The sequence below is a fragment of the Cytobacillus sp. genome (assembly GCF_964223445.1).
Taxonomy (GTDB): domain Bacteria; phylum Bacillota; class Bacilli; order Bacillales; family Cytobacillaceae; genus Cytobacillus.
Genome location: NZ_CAXQGS010000089.1, coordinates 53,940 through 79,410 on the forward strand (window position 1 = coordinate 53,940; position 25,471 = coordinate 79,410).

Here is a 25,471-nt window from a genome sequence, read left to right on the forward strand (position 1 = left end):
GAGTGAGAGGTAATGGCTATTTCAAATCCCTATCAAAAATATCAGCAAACATCCGTTAATACAGCGACTCCTGCAGAATTAACATTAATGCTGTATAATGGCTGCCTTAAATTTATGGGCCAGGCCAAACAGGCAATAGAATCTTCAAACATTGAAAAGAAAAATGAATATATTCAGCGGTCACAAATGATTATTCAGGAATTTATGGTGACCTTGAATAAGGATGTGGTCATGTCAGAAGATTTGATGCGCTTGTACGATTATATATTGCGAAGATTGATTGATGCGAATACGAAGAACGATCTTGATGCTTTGTCAGAGGCCGAAGAAATGGTGATGAATTTAAGAAATACATGGAAAGAAATGATTCAAAGCCAAAAAAGAACTCAGCCGGCCGGAAGTGCTTATTAATGTCAGTCGTAAACGAATTGCTTCGCTGCAATAAAGAACTGCTTAGTCTTTTAATGAAGGGATTGCCAACAGAAGATAGAGAGGACTATATTGGGCAAATCGATCATCTGCTGGAGAAGCGGGGAACGATCCTCTATAGTCTTGATTTCCAAAGTCAAGAAACGCTGCAGGCAAAGAACCTCCTTCTGGATCAGGACCAGGAAATCCGCACACTGCTGGCTAAGCAGCAGGCTCAAATCAAGGAAGATCTAAAGCTCTTAAAAGCACAGAAACAGAAAAATCAGCAATACGCTAACCCCTACCAAACATTGAATATGCATGATGGGGCATTTTATGACAAAAGGAAATAGTTGACACCTTTGCGTACATTAACAGAAGATCAGCATATCCTTGTGAAAGAATATAACGAAGTCCTTCTTACAGTTGAAGAGGGCTTTGATTACGTAAATCAAAGCTTTTCCAATCTTGAAAAGACGGAAGGGGACAGGATCCTTTCTGATATTTTTCAGGCGTTTTCCCAGATCGTAAAAGTGAACGAGCAGCTTTATGTACTGTTTGGGGAAAATGCAGAGCTAAAGAAGCAGCTTGAGAATTTTGAGGCTGTCTTAGAAGAGGCAATGTCCCTGCGCGGCAAGCTTGATGATACCCAGGCAAAAGAAATGATCATCCGTGATCAGTTATATCCTGCCTATACAGGCTGGAGTAATGCAGTGAGGAAAGAATTAAAGACATATATACAATCTTAAATCCCCTTTATGAGGGGATTTTTTGTTTTTTAAAAGAATAAGAATAAGTCACCAATTCGACAAATATTCTCAATCTTTTTACCAGTTTCAGCAGGAGTTTTTAGGGGTAAAATAGAAATATAAATACATAGTCTTAATATACTTTTAAGACTAGGCATTTCCTTTTCAGACATTACTGGTGATTTTCACAGTAAACGCTAATGAAAAGGCTGTCATTGTATAATGAGAAGGAGGAGTTCACGTATGAATTACAACATTCGTGGTGAAAACATTGAGGTAACTCCAGCAATTAGAGAGTACGTAGAGAAGAAAATTGCTAAGTTAGAAAGGTATTTTACTGAAACTCCTGATGCAAATGTACATGTAAATTTAAAAACGTATAACAATAACCGCTCTAAAGTGGAAGTAACGATTCCGATGCCGAATCTGGTTCTTCGTGCAGAGGAAGATCATGATGATATGTATGCAGCGATTGATCTTATTACAGATAAATTGGAGCGTCAAATCCGCAAGCATAAAACAAAAGTGAACCGAAAATTCCGCGAGAAGGGCAATCTGACTGCTGTGTTTGCAGCATTGGAAAATGAGGCAGAGGTCCCTGAAGTGGAAGAAGATGATAACGAGCTTGAAGTTGTCCGCCAAAAGAGCTTCGATCTGAAGCCGATGGACAGTGAAGAGGCGATCCTGCAAATGAACATGCTGGGCCACAGCTTCTACGTGTTCACAAATGCAGAGTCTAACTTAACTAATGTAGTGTACAAGCGTAAAGATGGCCGCTATGGTCTGATTGAAGCGCAATAATAAAACGTGAAAACCCCGCTGCTGAGGCGGGGTTTTCGTTTGTTTGGGTTCACTATGGGGCTATTTGCAGGAATTGGTCTGCTATTTGCAAATTCGCCGTTCTATTTGCAGAAATGCCGAAGTTATTTGCAAGAATTATACTTCTATTTGCAGGTTTTCCGGACCTAATTGCATCGTTCACAATTTCAGTAAAACGGCACTGCCAAAAGTCCGCCTAAACCGTAAACTTCTCCAATTCCCTCTCCATAACCCCAGTCATTTCCTTCAGCTGCTCCACCTTCACCATAACCTGCTCAAACGCGCGAAGCTGTTCTTCCGTAGAAGCTGAGATTTCCTCAGTTCCAGCAGCCGTTTCTTCGGTTACCGCTGAAATGTTTTCTACGGCACTAATAACCTGCTGGCTCATATCACTGGAGGTCTTCATGTCTTCAACCAACTTTTCCAGATGGCTGTGAATGCCGGACACATGCCCGGAAATGGTTTCAAAAACTTGTTCGGTCTCGCTCATCGATTGGGATTGCTCTTTTGAAAGGGCATGTCCCTGTTCGGTGGCATTGTAAATATTGCTGATTCCATTTTGGATGTTGCTGACCATCGAGGTGATCAGATCGGTTGCTTTTGAAGAAGAATCGGCGAGCTTCCGTACTTCTTCTGCCACAACCGCAAATCCTTTACCGGCATCACCGGCACGGGCTGCTTCGATCGCCGCATTTAAGGCCAGCAGATTGGTTTGATCCGCAATATCTTTAACGGTGTTAGCTGCCCCTTCAATTTCCTTGGTGAACTGGGCAAATTCACTGACTGAGCTTCTAATATGGTTAGACGAACTGGAAATCTCTTCAGCAAGTTTCATTTGTTTTTCCAGGGACACTCTGCCCTGAGTAACAGATTCCAATGCCTGTGTACTTTGTGAAGCGCTCTTCGCACTCGACTGATGGACAGCTGAAAATTGCTCGCCCATCACGCTCATTAACTCAGCGGTAGCCTGAACGTCTTCAGAAATGGCCTGGCTTCCTCTCGCCAATTCGTCGGTTGAAACGGCCACCTGGCCGCTGCTTTCATTTAAGCTGTGCATATAAGAAGCCACATCCCCGGCAAATCCTTTTACATTCTGGCTGACTTCTTCAATGGATTGCACGGTTCCTTTTAGATTTACCACCATTTTTGAGAAGGCTTCCGTTAGTTTATCCACTTCATAGCGGCTGTTTTCTTTAAAAGAAAGCTGTGATAAGTCTGCTGTTAAATCGCCCTCTGAAATTTTCTCTGCTTTTTCCACAATCGCATTGATTGGTTTTGTAATCTTTCTGGCAGCCATCCATGAGAATATAGCCGATAACAAAATAAGCAGCACGCTTCCTATGAGGGAGGAATTCGTGATAAAGGCGATTTTCTGGCTGGTTTCCTGAAGAATCCCTTCATACCATTCATTTGTCCGTTTCTTCAGCAGGTGCATATCATTTAAAATGCCGGAAATCCGTATGCTCTGGCGCTTGATTTCGGCTTTGTTTCCATTGGTGAAGGCTTCTGTCGAAACTTCCGATAGCTCTGCATATTTTCCTTCAATGCTTCCAATGATTTTTTTGTGCTCTGGAACGGCGGCGACTGAAGAAAATGAAGCCAGGTTTTCCTGAACTTCTTTCATCATGGTTAGTGCCTGGTCTTTGTTGGCGTCACTGGAATTATAGGTGTAATTGGCAAGTGATTGGCTTGTCACTACCAGGCTTTGCTCCAGGTCCTTTACTTTCAGAAGAAGTTCCACATCATCTTTAGCGGAGCTTTGTATGTTTAATGTCTGGTAAATGATAAAGCCTATCATGCTGACCGACAGTACGAGCGGGATCAGCGTGACAATAATAAGGCGGTTGCGTAATGTCATCTTGGGAGCTCCTTTATATCTCAGCTTTTACTGTCATTTTTCCATTGATTATGTCTTCTGTTGCCTTTTTCAACGCAGCTTTCTGCTCCTCTGTTAAGGAAATGACCCGAACTTCCGAAAGGCCGACACCGTTTTCTGCCAGTCCCCATTCATAGGAGGAAGCTTCGATTTTTCCGTTTTCCGTCAATTCCTTCGCCAGGTTAAAAACAGCAATGTCGATGTTTTTGACCATCGATGTGGCAACGGCTTTTTCCGCAACAAAATACTGGTCGGAATCGACACCGCCGGCAAGCACGCCTATTTCTTCCGCTTTTTTCAGTGCGCCAAAACCGGTGAATCCGGCAGCAGGGTAGATAAAATCTGCACCTGCAGCAATTTGCTTCTCAGCAATTTTCTCACCGAGAGCCGCATCTCCAAAGTTCCCGGCGTATTCTGTTAATACTTCAATTTTCGGATTGAAGTGCTTGGCACCTTGAATAAATCCATTTTCAAAATGGTGAATGACGGGCACATCAACACCGCCGATAAATCCCAGCTTGCCCGTTTTGCTTGTCATGGCAGCAAGCATCCCGACAAGGAAGCTTCCTTCATGCTCCTTAAAAGTAAGTGAGACCACATTTTCAAGCTCGGAAACAGCATCAATCAGCAAAAATTGCTTTTCGGGATATTTCTCAGCCGTTTTTTCAAGTGCTTCCTGTGCTGTGAAACCCAGTCCGATAATAAGGTCATGATCTTCTCTGACAAGTTCTTCAAGCGGCTTTTCAAAATTTTCGTCTGGAGCTTCTTTGTAATCAAACAGAATACCCAGCTCATCACGGGCTTTTTCCAGGCCCCGGAAGGCAGAGTCGTTGAAAGACTCATCTCCAAGTCCTGTGTCTGATAATAGAATGCCAATTTTATATTCTTTATTTTGGTTTTTACTTTGTTCAGAGGCAGAGCAGGCTGCCAGAAGTAAACTGAACAGAAGCAGAATAGGTAGTAGTTTTTTCAAAATAAACCTCCGTGTTGTCGTATTTCGCCTTACCTAATATCGGCAGAAAGGTGGAGGTTTTAAGTCTGAAGTCAGACCTTTCTCTAAAAAAAGCCAAATAAAAAAGCCTGCATATTCACAGGCTTCAAAATCATTCCTCCAGGACCTTATATTTTTGCTTCAATGACTCCGGAGCCATTTTCACCATCTGCTGAAGGACAAAAGATGTAATCACGATATCATCCGTAAATCCGAAAATCGACAGGAAGTCTGGCACAAGATCGAGCGGCAGTAGGATATAAAGAAGGCCGGCCGCAACCGGGAACAGCTTTTTGCCGGCTGATACCTCCCGTGAGAGAAAGTAATCCCTCAGGAAGGGAAGGAACTTCCAAAATTTTAATACAAACTTGATGCGTTTGAAAAACTTCATTTAGTTCACCTATTTCTAGTTCATTCGCTGAATGGGAGCTGACACCTGAATGCGCGGCGGGTTTTTCACCTCAAGTGTGGCAGCTGACAGATAGCTTGTTTCAAGTATGCTTCAAAAAGTAAATAGAATTAGCCACTTTTGCAAAGTGTTCAATTAGGTATGAATCTCCTCTTTTTATAGTTTATATATGGTAAGAGGGGATATGCTACACTCGTTTCATCCTCCTAGGGATTGATTATCGAATAATCGTGATTTTATCCAGGTCGGCGCTTTTGACGCCTTCGTTAAAGATCAGCCTTGTTTTAAATTGAAAAATCCGGTCAGGTGCAGAGCAGGGAATGTCTTCAGGCAGCTGGAAGTTAAAGTCCATTTTGTTGGTTTCTTCTGATTCAATGACTTTGGTGGACAGAATGGTCGCTGTCCCGATCACTTCCTCCTTCTCTTCGTCAGGCGATGCCATGACCAGGTCACACTCAATCCGCTTAATCTGCTGATCAATGGTTCCTCCTTCAATCAGGAAGATTCCGCTCACATTTTCTCCTGGCGTATATTGAAGCTTTGGCAGCTGCAGATCAATTTTTGCAGAGCCTATTCCAAGCATTGACATGTATTTTCGTAAAATCAACAAAGATCTCTCCTCTAATTTTGTATAGGGGGGAGCTGCTCGCTCACACCACAATTTTCCTGTTTCCTTCTTTACGTGAAAATAACGATAAAGTTTCAAAGAATTTTCCTTCTACCTATTCCTCCATTTTATGAAGTAAAACATGCGGCGGTGCGGGCCTGTATAATAAGAAAAGCGGAGGTGCCTTGCTCACCCCCGACAAGCATAAGACGAGCCTTCCGGGAAGCGTCCTTTGCCTTAACTGGAAGGATTGGCTTATGACCTCGAGGGGGTAGGCACCGGAGCTAGACAAAAAAAGGGGCCTTTACCGCGGTGGTAAAGGCCCATAAATAAAGACCTCTACCGAATTTGGTAAAGGTCTTGCTAACAATTGTTTAGATTGCCAACAAAGCCGAGAGCATGTGCTCCGTAATGACGACTCTGCTGTAAAAGCTACTCCCCTTTAGGAGAAACTATTTAATTTATAGCTACATCATATTGGATTCTTAGATTTTTGTCAATATTCTTCCTTCCGTACTAGGAGACAGCTGTGATGCTTCTTCTTTCAGCAGTCCAGCCTATTAACAAAACAATCAGCGATGACGCAAACCCAATAAGGATACTGTTCGGTCCTTCATTGAAAAATAAAAATGTCCAGCCGGATAAAGTCCCAATCAGCACTGCGGCAGGCATCAGCATGCCTTTTTCCTTCCTGCTCCATAAGATCTGCAGGATAACCGGCAGCGCGGCCGCAAAAAAGACTCCGGAAATAAAGAATAAATCCAGTAAAGATATCGAGAATAAGTGGGCCCAAAATGGAATGGCCGCCACAAACAAAATCAGAATCCCCCACATATGCTTATTCAGCTTGAGGTCATTCCGGTCATAAAGAACATACAGCGAATGAATCTGTGATAGAAAAGTTTCGAAGAAGATAACCATTAAGATAAAAATGAGCAGAATCGTAATAGCGAAATGGTCGTATCTCAGGAAAATTTTTTCAAAGACGGAATAAAAGTTTTGAAAGCCGCCTTTATAAATGGCCGATAAAGCAATCATCGAAAATGAAAAGGGGATGGTGCTCCAGATAAGACCAGTCATACTTAGACCGAGCCGCAGCTTTTCTCTTTTGCTTTTTAAAAGCATATTCCACATTTTCAGATCCAGCAGCAGATGCCCGAGCATGGCGATGGTAAAAGCCGTCAGCAGCAAGGGTAGCATATCCCATTCCACATAAAGCAGATACGGATGGTACAGGCGGATGCCATCGTATACGACTTCAATCCCTTCCAGCATATAAGCATGGACAAGAATCATGATCATGATTAAAAAGAGAATGCCCACTTTTAGCATGCTGAACCGGGTAAACCATTTTAACCGGAAAAAGATCGCTGCCAGAAACCCGAATAAAAAGAATAAACTCATCCCGACAGGAACCGGGGTGCCCAGTGGGAAAACGAGGATCCCTGCGGCAAAGCCCATAACGGACATGCCGAAAAAAATGGCCAGCAGAATGCCCCGCTTCATCCACTTTAAGGCAGGCTCCGACAAACGGCTTGCCATAATTCCGAGAAAAGATGAAGACTCTGCTGCAGACCGTACCCTTGCGATAATTGGAATAAGGGCCAAAAAGGCAATGGCGCCGGCAGCTGAAAAGCTGACAGTCCCGATAAAGCCGTAACGCAAAAAAGCTTCAGGTGCTGTAAAAACGGCATTGCCTGATGTCCATCTTGAGATAATGGCAATGCTCAGCAGCCCGAAGCCATATTGAACTGATTTGGATAGGTTTGTATTCATCAGTGCTGCTCCCTGTATTGCTTTGGTGTAATGTTCTCTTTTTTCTTAAATTGGCTTGAAAAATAATGAAGACTGTTAAAGCCGGTTTTTTCAGCGATCTCTGAAATGCTGTAATGGGTGGTAGACAGAAGGTGTTTAGCTTTTTCCAGCCTGTAAATGGTCAGGTAGTCAATAAGGGAAGTGCCAACTTCTTCGCTGAACCTGCGGCTTAAATAGGCTGGGCTTGCATGGACCCTGGCTGCAATATCCTGAAGGCCAATCCGCTGTTCATAGGACTCATGAATTTGATTTAAAGCCTCGTTTACCATTTTGGAATATTCCTTTTTGAAAATGGGAGTGGAGAACTTTTTCAGCGTTTCTTTTAATTCTTCTTCGATAATAGGCTTGGTCAGGTATTCGGAAACCCCCAGCTGAATGGACTTTTTGGCAAATTCAAAGTCCTGGTGGGCTGATAGAATGATGATTTGCAGATGGGGCTGGAGCTCTTTTAAATCTTTGACCAGTTCAAGCCCGGACTTGCCCGGCATCTCAATGTCCACAAAAGCCAGATGAAAGTAGTGTTCCTTGCTGATGGCAAGAGCCTGGCTGCTGTCATAGGCAAAGTGGAAATTCCATAAAGGAAATGCCGGCTTTAGAATATATTCAAGCTGTTCAATTACGATTGGTTCATCATCTATGCATAATACATTCATGCCTGCTCCTCCTGCTGGAATTCGACTTTTGGGAGTGTTATTTTCACAGTAGCTCCGTTTTGTTCATTTTTATAGATGTCCAAATTTGCCTTTTGAAACAGGAGATCGAGCCGCGTTTTAACATTGGAAAGACCCTGCCCTTTTGTCATCATGTCCTCGAATGAATGATCACCGATGCCAAGGCCGTTATCCTCGACATATAAAGTGATGTGGTCTTCGTGGCTTGCCGCTTTAATGGTGAGGGAAAGAGGTCCGGGTTTTTTCTCCAGTCCGTGCTTGAATGAGTTTTCCACAATCGTCTGAAGCAGGTAAGGAGGCACAAAGTGCTTCAATGCTTCTTCGTCTACATCCTCCGTAATGGTAAGGCGGTTATGAAACCGCAGCTCCTGTATTTTTAAATAATATCTGGTATACTCCCATTCTTTTTTTAACGGAATTAATTGCTCTTTTATCTGGTACTTGAATTTTAAAAACAGGGACAAGGTTTCCATTGCCTTGATCAGTGTTTCTATGCGGTTTAAGCGGGCGAGACCGAGCATCAGGTTAATGGTATTGAATAAAAAATGCGGGTGAATCTGCTGATTCAGTTGCATATATTTGCTTTCCTGCAGCGTATTTTCCAGAACCACCTGCTGCTTTTCGAAGGAAAGACTATCAATCTGTTTTTCAAAAGCCAGCACCATCATTAAGATAATGGCTCCGGCCATCGGCACAAATATGGAAAAAATCGCAAACAATGAAAAGGTCTCGTATGTAATGAGCATGGTCTTCACGCCTTAAAAGAATTTATAATAGTATAACATGTCAGATAACTGGTTAGTAAGTTAATTCGGGAAACGTAATAAAATGGAATTTTAGTTGAATGAAAGTTGTAAAGCAAAAAAGAGCGAAGCCATAAGGCATCGCCCAAAAGGGGGTTATTCCATAATATGAGATCAGCACTGTGGCTGGAACTCCTGTTATTTAAGAAATTGCCTCCGCATAATGGCAGGCGGCCTGATGTCCTTCTCCCAGACTCTTAAGCTCCGGATCGGACTGCCTGCACAAGTCGGTAGCCAGCGGACATCTTGTATGGAACCGGCAGCCGGCAGGAGGATCGATAGGGGACGGGACATCGCCCTTCAGGATGATACGTTCCTTTTTCTTTTTCCGGTTTGGCTCCGGAATGGCTGACAGCAGCGCCTGTGTATAAGGATGGCGCGGGTTGTCAAATAAGCTCTTTTTCTCAGCAATTTCAACTACTTTTCCCAGGTACATAACGATGATTCGGTCAGAGATATGGCGCACAACCCCAAGGTCATGAGAGATAAATAGATACGTTAAGCCATATTCCTTCTGCAGCTTTTTTAATAGATTCAGTACCTGTGCCTGAACGGAAACATCAAGTGCGGATACAGCCTCGTCACAGATGATCAGCTTCGGCTCCACCGCCAATGCGCGGGCAATGCCGATCCGCTGGCGCTGACCGCCGCTGAATTCGTGCGGATAGCGGTCAATATGCTCTTCCTTTAATCCAACCTGTTCTAAAAGTTCAATTGCCCGGCGCCTCCGATTCGCTTTCGGAACAACATTCAGGATCCCCATTGCTTCCTCAAGCGTCTGGCCAATGGATCTTCTTGGGTTAAGAGATGCGAACGGATCCTGGAAAATGACCTGCAAGTCTTTGCGGATCGAACGCATCTCCCGTTTTGATTTAGACAGCAAATTCGTTCCCTGAAAGATAACCTCCCCGCCAGTCGGCTCATCCAGGCGCAAAATCGCGCGTCCTGTCGTCGACTTTCCGCATCCGGATTCACCGACAATGCTGACGGTCTCCCCTTCATAAATCGTAAAGTTCACGCCATCAACCGCTTTTACATGATTGACGGTGCGGCCAAAAACGCCGCCTTTAATCGGGAAGTACTGCTGCAGGTCCTTAACTTGAAGGATTTCCTTTTCTTTAGTTAGCGTGGCTGACATCTGCTGCAACCTCCTTTGCTGCCGGCCCGTTCCATCTTTCCGAGTACATCCAGCAGCGGACTTTATCATCGTTATCAATCAATAAATCCGGTTCTTCCGTTCTGCACAAATCAGTGGCAAACGGGCATCTTGGTGCAAAGCTGCATCCAGGAGGAAGATTGTCCGGGCTTGGAACTGTACCAGGGATAGCCTCAAGTTCCTCCACGTCCCTGTCCACAGCCGGAATGCTTCTCAGCAAGCCCTGTGTGTAAGGGTGCTTTGGATTTTCAAAAAGGGAATCTACATCCGTATGCTCGACAATTTTTCCGCAATACATAACGGCGACACGGTCACAGGTTTCTGAAACCACACCCATATCATGCGTGATCATGATGACAGCCGTTCCAAGCTGCTCCTGCAGGTTCTTTAAAAGATCTAATATCTGCGCCTGAATCGTTACATCAAGAGCCGTAGTCGGCTCATCAGCAATCAGCAGCTCCGGCTTGCACGCCAATGCCATTGCAATCATGACACGCTGGCGCATGCCGCCGCTTAATTCATGGGGCTCCTGTTTGGCTCTTTTTTCAGGGGATGGAATACCGACTAAACGCAGCATTTCAACCGCCTTCTGCCAGGCTTCTTTTTTCGGCAGCTTTTGATGAATCCGGAAAGCTTCTGCAATCTGTTCACCGACAGAATACACAGGATTGAGTGAAGTCATCGGTTCCTGGAAGATCATCGAAATCTTATTTCCGCGCATTTGCCGCATGCCTTCCTCTGTTTCAGATAGCAGGTTTTTCCCTTTAAAATTGATTTCACCGTCCACGATCTTTCCCGGAGGCTCTGCAATCAGCCGCATGATGGAGAGAGAGGTGATGCTCTTTCCGCTCCCGGACTCTCCGACAATGCCGAGCGTTTCTCCTCTTTTTACATCAAAGTCTACGCCGTCGACTGCTTTAATGACTTTTTTGCCGGAGAAGAAATGAGTTTTTAAGTTTTTCACTTCCAGTATCGTTTCTTTATGTTCAGTTCCCATCATTCTGCTCCTCTCAATCGGGAATGGTTTTAGTTCAGTTCAACACGTTTATTCAGGAATCGGTAGGACAGGTCAACAAGCAGGTTGACGATGACAAACAATACCGATACGAATAAAATCGATCCCTGCACAAGCGGCAGGTCACGCATCCGGATGGCATCAATAATTAATCGGCCGACTCCATTGATGGCAAAGACGGATTCTGTTAAAACTGTTCCGCCGAGAAGGGCGCCAAACTGCAGGCCGACTACTGTAATAACCGGGATCAGTGCATTTTTTAACGCGTGCTTGTAAATGATTAGACGCTGACGTACACCCTTTGCCTTGGCAGTGCGGATATAGTCCTGACGGATGACTTCCAGCATGCTCGCACGTGTCATCCTGGCCACAATGGCTGCGCCGCCTGTTCCGAGTGTAATGGCCGGAAGGATGACATGGCTGAAGGTCCCCCAGCCGGCAACCGGAAACCATTGAAGTCCGACCGAAAAATAGATGATCAGCATCAGGCCGAGCCAGAAGTTCGGCAAGGATACGCCAAGAAGGGCAACCATCATTAAACCAACATCTGTAAAGCTGTTTTGCTTCGTTGCTGCAATGATTCCGAACAGTACACCCAAAACAATCGTAATCACAATGCTCCAGAATGCCAATTCAAGTGTGATTGGCAAACGGACGAGGATTTCGTCCAGAACAGGACGGCTTGTCCGTATGGATTCGCCAAAATCTCCTTTTACAACATCCCCAACATAACTCAGATATTGAACGGCAAGAGGCTGATCTAATCCGAGGTCATGGCGGATCGCTTCCACCTGCTCATCGGTTGCCCCTTCACCTGCCACTAGAACGGCGGGGTCACCGGGAACCATTTGCATGATGAGAAAAACCATAAGGGTAACGCCCAGCAGAACCGGGATCATTTGAACAAGCCTGCGCATCAGAAAGATAAACATGTGAGAACCTCCTTAATTTTTCATTCGCGGATCCAGTGCATCACGGAGTCCGTCTCCGAATAAGTTAAAGCCCAGAACGATCAGGGCAATGGCGATGCCCGGGAATAACGCGATGTGCGGCGCAGTGAACAGAAAATCACGGCCATCGCTCAGCATCGCACCCCATTCAGGTGTTGGCGGCTGTGCCCCCATTCCAAGGAAGGAAAGGCCTGCTACTGAAAGAATCGATGTCGCCAAGCGCAATGTTCCCTGTACGATAATTGGACTCATAATATTAGGCAGGATATGAACAAAAATAATTTTCAGGTCGCTTGCCCCTAAAACACGGATTGCATCGATATATTCCATTTTCTTAACGCTTAAAGTCGAGCCGCGGACAATACGGGCAAAAGTAGGGATCGAAAAAACACCGACAGCGATCATAACGTTTATAAGACTTGGCCCCAGTGCGCTGACAATGGCAAGTGCAAGCAGCAGTCCAGGAAATGCAAGCAGCACGTCAATGAAACGCATGATAATCGTATCCACCCAGCCTCCGTAGTAGCCGGAGATAATCCCCAGAACAATTCCAAATAATGCTCCGATGAAGACTGATACAAAGCCAACTGCCAGAGAAAGCTGTGAGCCGTATAAAATACGGCTGAAAATATCCCGGCCTTTATCATCAGTTCCCATAATATGGTCAGCTGATGGAGGCTGCAGTTTGTTCACAAGGTCAATTTCGTATGGATCATAAGGCGAGATAAGCGGTGCAAGGACAGCGAGAATAATGTAAATAAAAACAATGCTGCCGCCTACCAGCGACATTTTATTTTTGATAAGAGCTTTTGCCAGATCGGCTCCCTTGGCCTTCCTTTTGGAAACTGGCACAGGAGCTTTGGCTGTTTCTTGAGGATTTGCAATTGTGCTCATGTTTAGGTTCCTCCCCATGTGTCTTATTGGTTGAGAACTAATTTATCAAAATTATTAACTATTTTGTCTGAATTTTAAGATAAAGTAAAAAATTCGCAAAAACATGACAAAAAAACGAAAACATTGGCAAAAAATTTTTCCTATAATGAACACAACCTTTTCAATTGGGATGCAGAGCAAATGCCCGTCTCGGTTGAAATTCACACAGCACAGCAGAGATTTACATATTCTTTACATATTAATAGGGGGTGAAGGGATGAAACAAAGAGTTGAGAAGCTTAGAAAGAAAATGTCGGAAAATGGGTGGAAAGGGGTTTTTATTTACTCACCTGAAAACAGATACTATTTTTCCGGATACAAGGGGTCAGCAGGTGCTCTTTTAATAGAAGAGGATTCACAGAAGCTGTTTACAGATTTCCGATATGTGGACCAGGCGAAAGATCAGGCATCCGATTTCGAGGTGATCCAGCATCAGCAAAACCTGATTGAAATGGTTTGTGATTCTTTTTCTTCTACTATTAAGAATGGAACACTCGCCCTTGAACTTGGAGATGTTCCGGCATCTGTCTACTTGGAAATTCAAACAAGGCTTCCGGAAGCTGAGCTGGTGGATGTTACGTCCTCAACAAATGAAATCCGCATGATTAAAGATGAGGAAGAAATCGAAAACATGCGAAAAGGGATCGAGATTTGCGATCAGGCTTTCACACACATTTTGGATTTCATCCGTCCAGGCATAACCGAAAAGGATATCGGACTGGAACTTGAAATTTTTATGAAAAGACAGGGTGCCGAACGCATTAAGCCCAATCATGTGATTGCTTCAGGTCCGCGTTCCTGTCTTCCTCATGGACAGGCTACTGACCGGGTAATTGAGGTCGGGGATTTTGTCAAAATGGATTACGGTGCGATCGTAAACGGTTATTTCTCTGATTTTACAAGGACGGTTGTCGTTGGAGAGCCGTCTGAAAAGCAGGTGGAGATCTATAATATCGTCCGCCGGGCGCAGGAGGAATCCCTGAAGGCGATCGGACCTGGAAGAACGTGCAGAGAACTTGATGAAATCGGACGCTGCATTATCCGTGAAGCAGGCTATGGCGACAACTTTGGACACAGCCTGGGACATTCGCTGGGACTGGCCATCCATGAACAGCCTGCGATGAGAGCGACAGATGAGACCATTCTTCTGGAAGGGATGGTTATCACTGTTGAGCCGGGGATTTATATTCCTGGGTTTGGCGGAGTCAGAATAGAGGACCTGGTTGTCATTACAAACGATGGCCATGTGAATTTCACCAAATCAACAAAGGATTTGCAAGTGATATCCTATTAAACAGGGGGTAAAGAGGATGAAAATGAAAAGTTTTTGGCTGGGATTAGCCGCTGTAATTTTATTATTAGCCGGATGCTCCGGCGGCAGTGATCCGGGAAGCCTTGAATCTTCCAGCGGTGATTCCAATGCTTCAAATAAAGACCTGGTTATTGCTGTACTATCAGATGCGACTAAATTGGATCCGCATCTGGGCACAGATATTCCATCTGCGAATGTGTATCACGGTAAAATTTACGAAGGTCTTGTACAGCAGGATGAAAATATGGAAATCCAGCCTGCTCTTGCTACTGAATGGAAGCAGCTTGACGACCTAACATGGGAATTCAAGCTTCGTGAAGGAGTAAAATTCCATGACGGCACTGATTTTACAGCAGAAGCTGTTCAGAAAACAATTGAACGGGTACTGGCAGAAGAAACAGCTTCACCGCGTTCGAATCTTTTTGAAATGATTAAAGAGGTAAAAGTAGTCGATGATCACACCGTTCAATTGATTACAGATTATCCATATGCTCCACTATTGGCGAACCTTGCCCACTATGCAGCCGGCATCCTAAGCCCGACTGCCATTGAGTCAGGAGACAATCTCGGTCAAAACCCGGTTGGTACAGGCCCTTACAAGCTTGGCGAGTGGAAGCCTGGACAGGAAATCAAATTGACTGCGTTCGAAGATTACTGGGGCGACAAGCCTTCAATGGAAACAGTCACATATAAAGTAGTTCCTGAAGATTCTACCCGTATTGCCATGGTTGAAACAGGGGAAGCGCATATCGCAGAGCCTGTGCCTGTCACAGAAGTAGAGCGCATTGAAAACAGCGACAGCATGGAGCTTGTACGCAGTGAAGCGCTAGGTGTAGACTACATCGGCTTTAACGTTGAAAAAGAACCATTCAATAATGTTAAAGTGCGCCAGGCTATCAGCTATGCAATTGATACAGAAGCCATTGTAAAAGGCGTTTATAACAATGTTGGTACAGTTGCAACAGCTCCGATGGGACCTGCAATCTGGGGCCATAACCCGGATCTTGAAGGCTACAAATATGACCTTGAAAAAGCGAAGCAGCTATTAGCGGAAGCCGGTTACCCGGACGGCTTTAAAACAACCATCTGGACAAATGATAATAAAGCACGCATGGACGTGGCTGAGGTTGTTCAGTCTCAATTAAAGGGCATTGGCATTGAAGTTGAAACAAAAGTAGTGGAGTGGGGCGCATACCTTGAAGGTACAGCAAAAGGCGACCACGATATGTTTATCCTTGGGTGGTCCAACATGACCGGGGATGCGGATTACAACCAGTACTTCCTGTTCCACAGTGATGCACGAGGAAACCCTGGTAACCGTTCTTTTTACAGCAATCCGAAAGTGGATGAGCTGATCGACAAAGGACGCCAGGAAACGGATGAGCAAAAACGTCTTGAAATCTATGCCGAAGCTCAAAAAATTGAGATGGAAGAAGCGCCAATTGTCTTCCTTCGCAATGATGAAGACCTTGCAGTCATCGGCAGCAATGTCAAAGGCTTCTGGATGCATCCATCAGGATTGTACATGCTTGAAAAGGTTACGGTTGAATAAGAATGTGAACACAAAAAAAAGGAGCTGTAGCCATTTGGGTACGGCTCCTTTCATCGAAGATACTTCACGATCCGAAATTTTTATTGAATTAAAACATTAATAGTCTAATAATTTGCTATAATCAGAACTATAGAAGCGTAAATAATATTAGAGGTGAACTCCATGAACTTTGATTTCCACAACCACCCATACCCATCACAGCGAACGACCGTCATGGCCAATAACGGCATGGTGGCTACTTCCCAGCCGCTTGCGGCACAGGCTGGATTAGATATCATGAAAAAAGGCGGAAATGCCATAGATGCAGCCATTGCAGCAGCTGCTGCTCTTACAGTGGTTGAACCGACATCAAACGGGATCGGCGGCGACGCATTTGCACTGGTCTGGACGAAAGGGGAGCTTCATGGATTGAATGCAAGCGGCCCTGCACCAAAGTCCATTTCCATCGAAGCATTAAAGGAAAGAGGCATCGAAAAAATGCCGACGCACGGCTGGATGCCGGTAACGGTGCCTGGTGCTCCATCCGCGTGGGCTGAGCTTTCCAAGCGTTTCGGCAAGCTTCCGTTAAAGGATGTCCTTCAGCCAGCCATCGATTATGCTGAAAAAGGCTATCCTTTAACACCGATTCTCGGCAAGTACTGGCAGGTTGCTTATAAAAAGTTTAAGCAGATTCTGACTGATGACGAATTCCAGCATTGGTTTGAAACCTTTGCTCCAGATTGCAAGGCTCCTGAAATTGGCGAGATCTGGCGGTCTGAAGGGCATGCTGCCACTTTAAGAGCTATTGGCGAAACGGACGGCGAGAGCTTTTACCGCGGGGAAATTGCTGAAAAGATCGATGCCTTTTCAAAAAAATACAATGCATTCCTATCAAAGGAAGACCTCGCAGATTACAAGGCGGAATGGGTGGATCCCATCAAAGTTCATTACCGCGGATATGATGTCTGGGAAATCCCGCCGAACGGCCAGGGGCTCGTCGCTCTCTTGGGCTTAAATATCGCTAAAGGCTTTGAATTCCGCGATAAAGAAACGGTTGATACATATCACAAACAAATTGAAGCAATGAAGTTAGCTTTTACTGACGGAAAGGCATTTATTACGGATCCTGCGGAAATGAGAGTGACAGTTGAAGAATTGCTTTCAGAGGAGTACGGTGAATCCCGCCGCAGCGAGATTGCCGGCGAGGCTCTGACTCCACAGCCATACCAGCCGCCGCGAGGAGGTACCGTTTATCTGGCAACAGCCGACAGAGAAGGCAATATGGTATCCTTCATCCAAAGCAACTATATGGGCTTTGGATCCGGGCTCGTCGTTCCGGGAACGGGAATTGCTCTTCAGAATCGCGGACACGACTTCTCTCTTGATCCGGAGCACCATAATGCACTGAAGCCCGGCAAGAAAACGTACCACACAATTATCCCTGGATTCCTGACAAAAGACAGCGAAGCAGTTGGACCGTTTGGGGTGATGGGAGGCTCTATGCAGCCGCAGGGGCATATGCAGGTGGTCATGAATACAGTGGATTTCCATTTGAATCCGCAGGCAGCCCTTGATGCGCCAAGATGGCAGTGGATTGAAGGGAAAAAGGTCCAGGTGGAACCGCACTTCCCTAATCATATTGCACAGGCTTTGGTGCGCAAAGGCCATCAAATCGAGGTAACCGTTGATACTGGCGGATTCGGCCGCGGCCAGATTATCTGGCGAGACCCTAAAACAGGCGTGCTTATGGGCGGAACGGAAGCACGCACAGATGGATCAATCGCCGCCTGGTAATAAAAAATGAGGAAGCAGCACGCATATAAGAGTAAAATAACCATATAAAAGGTACTGAGGAGCGGAAAAAATGGCCGCTCCTTCACCTGCTTTTTCCTGAGTTGAGTACCTTCAAATTGAAAAGAGGTGGTGGCATCATGAAGCAGGCTGACATCTTTATGGCTTTTTTCCGAGTGGGCATTCTGGGATATGGAGGCGGTCCGTCATCCATTCCGCTTGTCCATAAAGAAGTTGTTGATAAATATAAATGGATGGATACGGATGAATTTGGCGATGTACTGGCGCTCGGCAACGCACTCCCTGGTCCGATTGCCACAAAAATGGCCGGCTACATCGGCTATCGTGTTGGCGGGATTCTCGGCATGGTTAATGCGTTAGTGGCAACGATGGTTCCAACTACTGTCCTTATGATTATTCTTCTTACCGCGTTAAATACATTAAAAGACCAGCCTTGGGTAGCGGGCATGACAAAGGCAGTCGTTCCAGTAGTGGCAGTTATGCTGGCAACACTCACCTGGGACTTTGTTAAAAAGTCTTCGAAATCATCACTCGGCTGGGGCTGGACATTGCTTTTTGTTGCGGCAAGCCTGGTGCTTCTGGAATTTGTGAATATCCATCCGGCTATCATCATTTTTGTTTTGCTGGCAGCCGCTCTCCTGAAAAAGGATAAAGCTGAAAAAAATGAAGCGAAAAAGGAGAGGAATCTCGCATGATTTACGTTCAGATATTCTTGGCATTCTTCATTCCAGGGATTCTTGGATACGGCGGGGGACCAGCATCCATTCCGTTAGTTGAGAATGAAGTGGTCGATCATTATGGATGGCTCACAACAAATGAATTCAGTGAAATGCTGGCAATGGGCAATGCTCTGCCGGGACCGATTGCAACGAAAATGGCCGGCTATATTGGCTATGAACAGGGAGGAATCCTCGGAGCAATCGTGGGGGTATTCGCAACTGTAGCTCCATCGCTGATACTGATGATTACACTGCTCGGACTTCTTATGAAGTATAAGGAATCACCGCGCGTCAAGCGGATGACTACTTATATCCGACCAGTTATCGCGGTTTTGCTTGGCATCATGACGTATGATTTCTTTTTCTCAGCTTACGAGGGTGTCGGGATCCTGCAGACACTTTTCATCGGACTGCTTAGCTTTTTCCTGATGGAAAGGCTTAAAGTCCATCCGGCTTATGTTATCGCCGGAGCGCTCGTTTACGGGGGGCTTGTTTTAGGATAGGGGAGGATTTTTTATATGACATTTTCCATCGTTGGATATGATCCAAAGGAAAAAGAATGGGGAATCGCAGTTCAATCGAAATTTCTCGGCGTTGGTGCAGTAGTGCCATTTGCAAAAGCAGGTATCGGAGCCGTTGCGACTCAGTCCTACGCGAATACTTCATATGGACCGTGTGCATTGCAATTGATGGAAGAAGGTAAAACGGCTGAGGAAGCACTTGAAATCATTACCAAAGATGATCCTGAAAAAGAGCTCCGTCAGGTCGGACTGCTGGATGCCATGGGGAACCCGGCAACGTTCACAGGGGATGGCTGCTATAATTGGGCTGGAGGAATAACCGGACCTCACTTTGCCGCGCAGGGCAACATCCTAGTGGATGAAAAAACCGTTCAGGCAATGGGCCAGACTTTTATCAGCACGGACGGCTCTCTGGCTGAGCGCTTGCTTGCCGCCTTGAATGCAGGCCAGGCAGCCGGCGGTGACAGCCGCGGACAGCAATCCGCAGCCCTTCTTGTAGTGAAAGAAGCTGGCGGATACGGAGGGTTTAACGACCGCTACATAGACTTGCGGGTCGATGACCATCCGGAGCCGATTACTGAATTGATTCGAATTTATCATCTGCAGCAGCTGTATTTTGCGCCGTCAAAGGCTGAAAGGGTTGCGGCAATTGAAGGTGAGATAAAAGAGGAGCTTGTCCGGGAATTAACTCGGCTCGATTATTTAGAGGCTGGTCAGGGTCATGAACATCTTATGAAAGCATTAACTGCCTTTATTCATACCGAAAATTTCGAAGCCCGCGAGCAGGTAGCGGGGAAAATTGATTTGGATGTCTTGGCGTATATGAAAAATAAGTGAAAATGGAAAAGCGGAGAGTGGAGCTCTTCGTTTTTTTTTGTTTTTACTATGTGCATGCTGGAAAGCTGTTAGGACGGGAACCCGATATATTGGAAAACTGACCGATAAAAAGGAAAATGTGACCGATATAACTGGAAAGTGACCGATAAAATAAAATACTGACCGATAAAAGTGATGTAGTGACCGAAATCAGCTAACTCAATTCAAAAAAGCACGCAATCCCGGCTTCCTAAACCTGCCAAATGTTTAAATCCGCTTGTTTAATGCCTAAACTGCTGATAAATGTTAGGATAGTAGAGTTAAACGAATTTGGTAGGAGAGATTTATAAAATGTCAACAGTAAAAGTAAGCAGAAACGAACCGTGCCCATGCGGGAGCGGAAAAAAATATAAAAAGTGCTGCGGCAGCAAAGATGCAGTTTCAATTAAGGATGTTTTGAATCACGAAGTTCTTGAGCTACAAAAGGAAGTAAGGGCCTATGCGCTTACTCATTTTGCAGATGACATAAAAGAAGATTTCATGGATCTTCTTGATATCCTTGAAGACATTGAACCTGAGGAAAAAGAGTTTTATGAATTTGTACACTCTTTTTGGTACATTCTTTTTGGAACGCTGGAAGATATGGACTCTATTATGGATGAGTTTATTCATGCAAAATTACCGGCCGTTGCCCGTCCGCGCTTAAAAAACATTTTAAAATCGTGGACAGACAGTAAAGCGGCAACTGGGATACTAACCGAGGTGTCTGAAGATAAAGCAGCCATTAAAGATTGCCTGACCGGGAAGGTTTACAATATCTCCCTATTTGGTGATATGGATGTTCATGAAGGAAACTTTGCCTTTGCCATGCTTCTTCCTTATGGAGAAGAGTATGTGGCGTTTCCGGCCATTTTCGATCTGCCAGGAGAAAATGCTGCACAGTTTGCAGACTACATTCAGTATTCATTTGAAGATGCAAAATACGATGATCCTGAAGAATACCTGGCTGAATACTTTGTTGATCTCATGAATGACACACCCAAATCATTAGCAGTGCCAGCTATTGATAATTTCGATTGGCCAACCAAGGGTGCAGAACAGGTTGCGGATATGTTCCGTGTCGACATGATCAAAGCTGGGGAAGAACCATGGCTCATCGGGATGGGGATTTCACTCTGGATGGAGTATCTGACAAAAACCGGCAAACAGGTCAAAAAGCCTGACAACTATGTTGCAGGTCTTCGATACCTAGTGAGTACGATAGCGCCTACAAAGGAAAATCTCACTCAGAAGGAATTTGGAGAGAAATACGGAATCAATGCGAACCGTGTCTCCACTTATTATGGTGAAATTTATGATGCTGTTGAGAAAACCATTATTGAACTGATTGAATCGTCGAATTCATAAAAAGGAGAGCATTTTTGCTCTCTCTTTTTTTTGGAGAGAATGTGGTTCTGGCGCGGACTGACCGATATTTTGTAAAACTGACCGATATAACGGAAATCTGACCGATATATCCAGAAAGTAACCGATAAACCTAAATTTTGACCGATAAACCTGGCAAAAGTGACCGATATACTTACTCTATATTGAAAATGAATCAAAAAGCAGGAAAATTTGCATCCGTAAACGAATTCTATCTTCAAACCTAAAAAGGAGTGCTGCTTTTGATTGAAAAAGACCGATTTATCCCCATCAGAATACAAAAAAATCACGCATTGCTGAAGAGAATTGCGAAAAATCATCCAAAGCGGTTAGTTATCGAATCAGAACAAACCAGGAGAATAGCAGGATATAAAGGCGAGCAGGCAATTGACTTCCACTTAAGTAAACTGCCGGAAAAAGAGTTTTTAATCTTCCATGACCTTCGTCTCTCAAGTGGGAAGCATTTTTTTCAGATAGACACGCTCATCTTAAATCCCGCTTTTGCTTTAATTTTAGAAGTGAAAAACTATGGCGGAACCTTATACTTCGATCCTGATTTCAATCAATTAATCCAAACAAATACTAAAGGAGAAGTCAAAGGCTATCCAAATCCGATAGAGCAAGCCAGAGTACAATGTTCTGAAATGGAAAAATGGCTGTTGAAACGCAATATCAATATTCCCGTTGAGTTTTTCATCATCAGCAGCAAACCCTCTACCATTCTTAAAACCGCTCCAGGCCACGTGAAAATGCTCCAAAGTGTTCTTCATGTTCAATTCCTTTTGAAAAGTATTGAGAAAATAAAGGCCGCTCATAAAAAAGAAGTCCTATCACCAAAACATATGAAGAAAATCTCCCGCTCTCTTCTAAAAGAACATACCCCAAAAAGTTTTGATATCCTAAAGCATTACGAAATCTCAACATCCGAAATACAAACAGGCGTCATCTGCAGAGTTTGTTCATCATATCCCATGAAGCGCCATTATGGGACTTGGTTTTGTACCAAATGTCAAACCAAAGAGAAAAATGCTCACATTTCAGCTCTTATGGACTTATTCCTTCTCAACAATGATTCTCCATTGAATAATAGACAAATCTGCAGTTTTCTTCACATTTCTTCAGGAGATATAGCCAAAAAACTTCTTTCAGCAAGCAAACTGCGGTGTTCCGGTTCAAAAAAAGGTAGAGTGTATTTACCGAAACCAGACTATCAGCAAATTAAGGATCTGGAATAGCCCGCATGTGGCATAAGTTGTCACCCCCCTCCCAAAGTGGTAATATTAATAAGAAATAATGTGAATTTTCATGGGAGGATTCCGCCGAAAAGAAGCGAATCTTTAACTACCTATGCTTAAATAGACTTTGAATTTAGATATGCATAGTTCCGGCGCCTTGAGTCATCAACAGGGCACTTGTGCTGTCATATCCAACATAAAGGAGCGTTTTTATGCTTGGGATTTTAAATAAAGTGTTTGATCAAAATAAACGCGAAATAAAACGTCTCACCAGAATGGCAGAACAAATTGAAGCACTTGCATCTGATATGGAAAAATTATCGGACGAGCAGCTGCGCGAGAAAACGGAAGAATTCAAAGCCCGCTACCAAAAGGGCGAAACCGTCGATGATATGCTGACTGAAGCCTTTGCGGTTGTCCGCGAAGCAGCAAAGCGCGTTCTTGGCTTATATCCTTATCCGGTTCAGTTAATGGGGGGGATTTCCCTTCATGACGGAAATATTTCAGAGATGAAAACCGGTGAAGGTAAAACCCTGACTGCAACGATGCCGGTTTACCTCAATGCCCTAACAGGCAAGGGTGTCCACGTAGTTACAGTCAACGAATACCTTGCGAGCCGTGATGCCACTGAAATGGGCCAGCTTTACGAATTCCTGGGCCTGACTGTCGGCTTGAACTTAAATGGGCTTTCCAAAGAAGAAAAACAGGCAGCATATGCTGCCGATATCACATACAGCACAAACAACGAGCTTGGGTTCGATTACCTTCGCGATAACATGGTTCTCTACAAAGAGCAGAAGGTTCAGCGCCCGCTGCACTATGCCGTAATTGATGAAGTGGACTCCATCCTCATTGATGAAGCACGTACACCGCTGATCATTTCAGGTTCAGCACAAAAGTCCACTCAGCTTTATATCCAGGCTAATGCCTTTGTCAGCCGCCTGAAAAAAGATGAAGACTTCACATATGATGAAAAAACAAAGGGTGTGCAGCTGACAGAAGAAGGGATGACTAAAGCAGAGAAGGCTTTTGGAATCGATAACCTTTTTGACATTTCTCATGTTGCACTTAACCACCATATTACACAGGCATTAAAGGCACATTCCAGCATGCATCTGGATGTCGATTATGTTGTGCAGGAAGGCGAAATCGTCATCGTTGACCAATTTACCGGCCGTCTGATGAAGGGCCGCCGCTACAGTGATGGACTCCACCAGGCCATCGAAGCTAAGGAAGGCCTGGAAATCCAGAACGAAAGCATGACACTTGCAACGATCACATTCCAGAACTATTTCCGTATGTATGAAAAGCTTGCCGGTATGACTGGTACGGCGAAAACGGAAGAAGAGGAATTCCGCAATATCTACAATATGAACGTTATTGTGATTCCGACAAACCGTCCGATCGCCCGTGATGACCGTCCTGATTTAATTTATGCAACAATGGATGGAAAATTCCGTGCGGTTGTGGAAGATATTGCTGATCGCCATAAAAAAGGACAGCCTGTGCTAGTCGGTACAGTGGCTATCGAAACATCAGAAATCATCTCTAAATACCTGAGCAAAAAAGGTGTTCCGCATAATGTTCTAAACGCGAAGAACCATGGACGTGAGGCGGAAATTATCCTGGATGCCGGTAAGCAGGGTGCTGTGACAATCGCGACTAACATGGCAGGGCGCGGTACGGATATCAAGCTTGGAGAAGGCGTAAAGGAGCTTGGCGGCTTATGTGTTGTTGGTACAGAGCGTCATGAAAGCAGACGTATTGATAACCAGCTCCGCGGACGTTCCGGACGTCAGGGAGACCCGGGTGTCACGCAATTCTATCTTTCCATGGAAGATGAATTGATGCGCCGATTCGGTTCTGACAATATGAAATCGATGATGGAGCGCCTTGGAATGGATGACACTCAGCCGATTCAGAGTAAAATGGTTTCAAGAGCCGTTGAATCTGCGCAAAAACGCGTTGAGGGCAACAACTTTGATGCGCGTAAGCAGCTTCTTTCTTACGACGATGTTCTCCGTCAGCAGCGTGAAATTCTTTACGGTCAGCGTAACGAAGTTCTGGAGTCTGAGAACTTGAGAGAGATTGTTGAAAAGATGATTATGACCAGCATCCAGCGCAATGTGGAAGGGTATGCACCTGGACATGAAGACGAGGAAAACTGGAACCTGCAGGGCATCATTGACTATGTAAATGGAAACCTTCTAAATGAAGGCGACCTAACCGTTAATGATATCCGCGGCAAGGATACGGAGGAAATCGCCGAAACCATTTTTGCCAAGGTTAAAGAACGCTACAATGAAAAAGAGGAAATGCTGAGCCCTGAGCAAATGCGTGAATTTGAGAAAGTCATCGTGCTTCGTGCAGTTGACTCTAAATGGATGGATCACATTGACGCAATGGATCAGCTTCGCCAGGGAATCCACCTGCGTGCATATGGCCAGACAGATCCACTCCGCGAGTACCAGGGAGAAGGATTTGCGATGTTTGAAAACATGATTGCTTCCATCGAAGAGGATGTTGCAAAGTATATTATGAAAGCCGAAATCCGCAACAACCTCGAGCGTCAGGAAGTGGCCAAAGGCCAAGCCGTCAACCCGAAAGAAGACGGTGAAAAGGTTAAGAAAAAGCCTGTGGTCAAGCAGATGGACGTTGGACGCAACGACCCATGCATCTGCGGCAGCGGCAAGAAATATAAAAACTGCTGTGGTGCAGAATAGAAAAGCGGAAGCGCCTTGCCCACCCCCGACATCTCGAGGGGGTAGGCGCTGGAGCTAGACAGTTATCGACGTTAAAAATTTATTTCTCACTTAAAATAAACCAAGAGCCGGCAACAGTGCCGGCTTCTCTCTTTGGGGAAACTTTGAAGCCTTACCATGAAAGTATGGCTTTAAT

24 protein-coding genes are annotated in these 25,471 nt (G+C 44.8%); 13 read left to right on the forward strand and 11 right to left on the reverse strand.

Going from position 1 to position 25,471, the window contains the following annotated elements:
• Window positions 1-12: 12 nt before the first annotated feature.
• The 4 genes from fliS to hpf all read left to right on the forward strand — a co-directional run bounded on the left by fliS (window position 13) and on the right by hpf (window position 1,958).
• On the forward strand, window positions 13-411 hold the full coding sequence (fliS, locus tag ACEQ1T_RS16430; RefSeq protein ID WP_370223792.1) for a flagellar export chaperone FliS: 399 nt from the start codon (window positions 13-15) through the stop codon (window positions 409-411).
• The gene (locus ACEQ1T_RS16435) at window positions 411-761 is read left to right on the forward strand and encodes a hypothetical protein (RefSeq protein ID WP_370223794.1); all 351 of its coding nucleotides are present in this window, start codon (window positions 411-413) and stop codon (window positions 759-761) included. Before fliS ends, ACEQ1T_RS16435 begins: the two co-directional genes overlap by 1 nt.
• 9 nt (window positions 762-770) lie before the next feature.
• Window positions 771-1,157 (forward strand): hypothetical protein, encoded by a 387-nt coding sequence (locus ACEQ1T_RS16440; protein ID WP_370223796.1) that lies wholly within the window; start codon window positions 771-773, stop codon window positions 1,155-1,157.
• 243 nt (window positions 1,158-1,400) lie between these two features.
• Window positions 1,401-1,958 (forward strand): ribosome hibernation-promoting factor, HPF/YfiA family, encoded by a 558-nt coding sequence (gene hpf, locus ACEQ1T_RS16445; RefSeq protein ID WP_370223798.1) that lies wholly within the window; start codon window positions 1,401-1,403, stop codon window positions 1,956-1,958.
• Window positions 1,959-2,172: 214 nt separating this feature from the next.
• Here the strand turns inward: hpf and ACEQ1T_RS16450 are convergent, their stop codons facing one another.
• From ACEQ1T_RS16450 to nikC, 11 genes are all read right to left on the reverse strand, one after another.
• Window positions 2,173-3,834: a methyl-accepting chemotaxis protein gene (locus ACEQ1T_RS16450; RefSeq protein WP_370223799.1), complete on the reverse strand. Its 1,662-nt coding sequence runs from the start codon at window positions 3,832-3,834 to the stop codon at window positions 2,173-2,175.
• A 13-nt stretch (window positions 3,835-3,847) separates the two neighbouring features.
• Window positions 3,848-4,825: a BMP family protein gene (locus ACEQ1T_RS16455; protein WP_370223800.1), complete on the reverse strand. Its 978-nt coding sequence runs from the start codon at window positions 4,823-4,825 to the stop codon at window positions 3,848-3,850.
• A gap of 130 nt (window positions 4,826-4,955) precedes the next feature.
• Window positions 4,956-5,234, reverse strand: coding sequence for a YkvA family protein (locus ACEQ1T_RS16460; protein WP_370223802.1), 279 nt, complete (start codon window positions 5,232-5,234; stop codon window positions 4,956-4,958).
• A 235-nt stretch (window positions 5,235-5,469) separates the two neighbouring features.
• Complete coding sequence (locus tag ACEQ1T_RS16465; protein ID WP_206840101.1) at window positions 5,470-5,859, reverse strand: sporulation protein; 390 nt, start codon at window positions 5,857-5,859, stop codon at window positions 5,470-5,472.
• Between the two features lie 516 nt (window positions 5,860-6,375).
• Window positions 6,376-7,635 (reverse strand): hypothetical protein, encoded by a 1,260-nt coding sequence (locus ACEQ1T_RS16470; RefSeq protein WP_370223803.1) that lies wholly within the window; start codon window positions 7,633-7,635, stop codon window positions 6,376-6,378.
• Window positions 7,635-8,327: a response regulator gene (locus ACEQ1T_RS16475; RefSeq protein WP_370223805.1), complete on the reverse strand. Its 693-nt coding sequence runs from the start codon at window positions 8,325-8,327 to the stop codon at window positions 7,635-7,637. The genes ACEQ1T_RS16470 and ACEQ1T_RS16475 overlap by 1 nt, the downstream gene beginning before the upstream one ends.
• Window positions 8,324-9,091, reverse strand: coding sequence for a sensor histidine kinase (locus tag ACEQ1T_RS16480; RefSeq protein ID WP_370223806.1), 768 nt, complete (start codon window positions 9,089-9,091; stop codon window positions 8,324-8,326). Before ACEQ1T_RS16480 ends, ACEQ1T_RS16475 begins: the two co-directional genes overlap by 4 nt.
• Before the next feature lie 199 nt (window positions 9,092-9,290).
• A complete protein-coding gene (locus tag ACEQ1T_RS16485) occupies window positions 9,291-10,286 on the reverse strand; it encodes an ABC transporter ATP-binding protein (RefSeq protein WP_370223807.1) in 996 nt (331 codons plus the stop codon).
• Window positions 10,267-11,301, reverse strand: a complete 1,035-nt coding sequence (locus ACEQ1T_RS16490) for an ABC transporter ATP-binding protein (protein WP_370223826.1) — start codon at window positions 11,299-11,301, stop codon at window positions 10,267-10,269. The genes ACEQ1T_RS16485 and ACEQ1T_RS16490 overlap by 20 nt, the downstream gene beginning before the upstream one ends.
• A gap of 29 nt (window positions 11,302-11,330) precedes the next feature.
• Window positions 11,331-12,251 carry a nickel ABC transporter permease gene (nikB, locus tag ACEQ1T_RS16495; RefSeq protein WP_035329199.1) on the reverse strand — a complete coding sequence of 307 codons (921 nt, stop codon included), beginning with the start codon at window positions 12,249-12,251 and terminating at the stop codon, window positions 11,331-11,333.
• Window positions 12,252-12,263: 12 nt separating this feature from the next.
• A complete protein-coding gene (gene nikC, locus ACEQ1T_RS16500; RefSeq protein ID WP_244671195.1) occupies window positions 12,264-13,163 on the reverse strand; it encodes a nickel transporter permease in 900 nt (299 codons plus the stop codon).
• Window positions 13,164-13,419: 256 nt separating this feature from the next.
• Between nikC and ACEQ1T_RS16505 the strand changes: the two genes are divergently transcribed.
• The 9 genes from ACEQ1T_RS16505 to secA all read left to right on the forward strand — a co-directional run bounded on the left by ACEQ1T_RS16505 (window position 13,420) and on the right by secA (window position 25,296).
• Entirely contained in the window at window positions 13,420-14,496 is a 1,077-nt protein-coding gene (locus ACEQ1T_RS16505) for a M24 family metallopeptidase (RefSeq protein WP_370223809.1), read from the forward strand.
• Between the two features lie 16 nt (window positions 14,497-14,512).
• Complete coding sequence (locus tag ACEQ1T_RS16510; protein ID WP_370223810.1) at window positions 14,513-16,066, forward strand: glutathione ABC transporter substrate-binding protein; 1,554 nt, start codon at window positions 14,513-14,515, stop codon at window positions 16,064-16,066.
• Between the two features lie 162 nt (window positions 16,067-16,228).
• A complete protein-coding gene (locus ACEQ1T_RS16515) occupies window positions 16,229-17,839 on the forward strand; it encodes a gamma-glutamyltransferase family protein (protein ID WP_370223811.1) in 1,611 nt (536 codons plus the stop codon).
• 137 nt (window positions 17,840-17,976) lie between these two features.
• Entirely contained in the window at window positions 17,977-18,552 is a 576-nt protein-coding gene (locus ACEQ1T_RS16520; protein ID WP_370223813.1) for a chromate transporter, read from the forward strand.
• Complete coding sequence (locus tag ACEQ1T_RS16525) at window positions 18,549-19,079, forward strand: chromate transporter (RefSeq protein WP_206840114.1); 531 nt, start codon at window positions 18,549-18,551, stop codon at window positions 19,077-19,079. The genes ACEQ1T_RS16520 and ACEQ1T_RS16525 overlap by 4 nt, the downstream gene beginning before the upstream one ends.
• Window positions 19,080-19,094: 15 nt before the next feature.
• Window positions 19,095-19,934: a DUF1028 domain-containing protein gene (locus ACEQ1T_RS16530; protein ID WP_370223815.1), complete on the forward strand. Its 840-nt coding sequence runs from the start codon at window positions 19,095-19,097 to the stop codon at window positions 19,932-19,934.
• A 330-nt stretch (window positions 19,935-20,264) separates the two neighbouring features.
• Window positions 20,265-21,320, forward strand: coding sequence for a YecA family protein (locus ACEQ1T_RS16535; RefSeq protein WP_370223816.1), 1,056 nt, complete (start codon window positions 20,265-20,267; stop codon window positions 21,318-21,320).
• A gap of 260 nt (window positions 21,321-21,580) precedes the next feature.
• Entirely contained in the window at window positions 21,581-22,573 is a 993-nt protein-coding gene (locus tag ACEQ1T_RS16540) for a nuclease-related domain-containing protein (protein ID WP_370223817.1), read from the forward strand.
• 212 nt (window positions 22,574-22,785) lie between these two features.
• The gene (gene secA, locus ACEQ1T_RS16545) at window positions 22,786-25,296 is read left to right on the forward strand and encodes a preprotein translocase subunit SecA (protein ID WP_206840121.1); all 2,511 of its coding nucleotides are present in this window, start codon (window positions 22,786-22,788) and stop codon (window positions 25,294-25,296) included.
• Window positions 25,297-25,471: the final 175 nt, after the last annotated feature.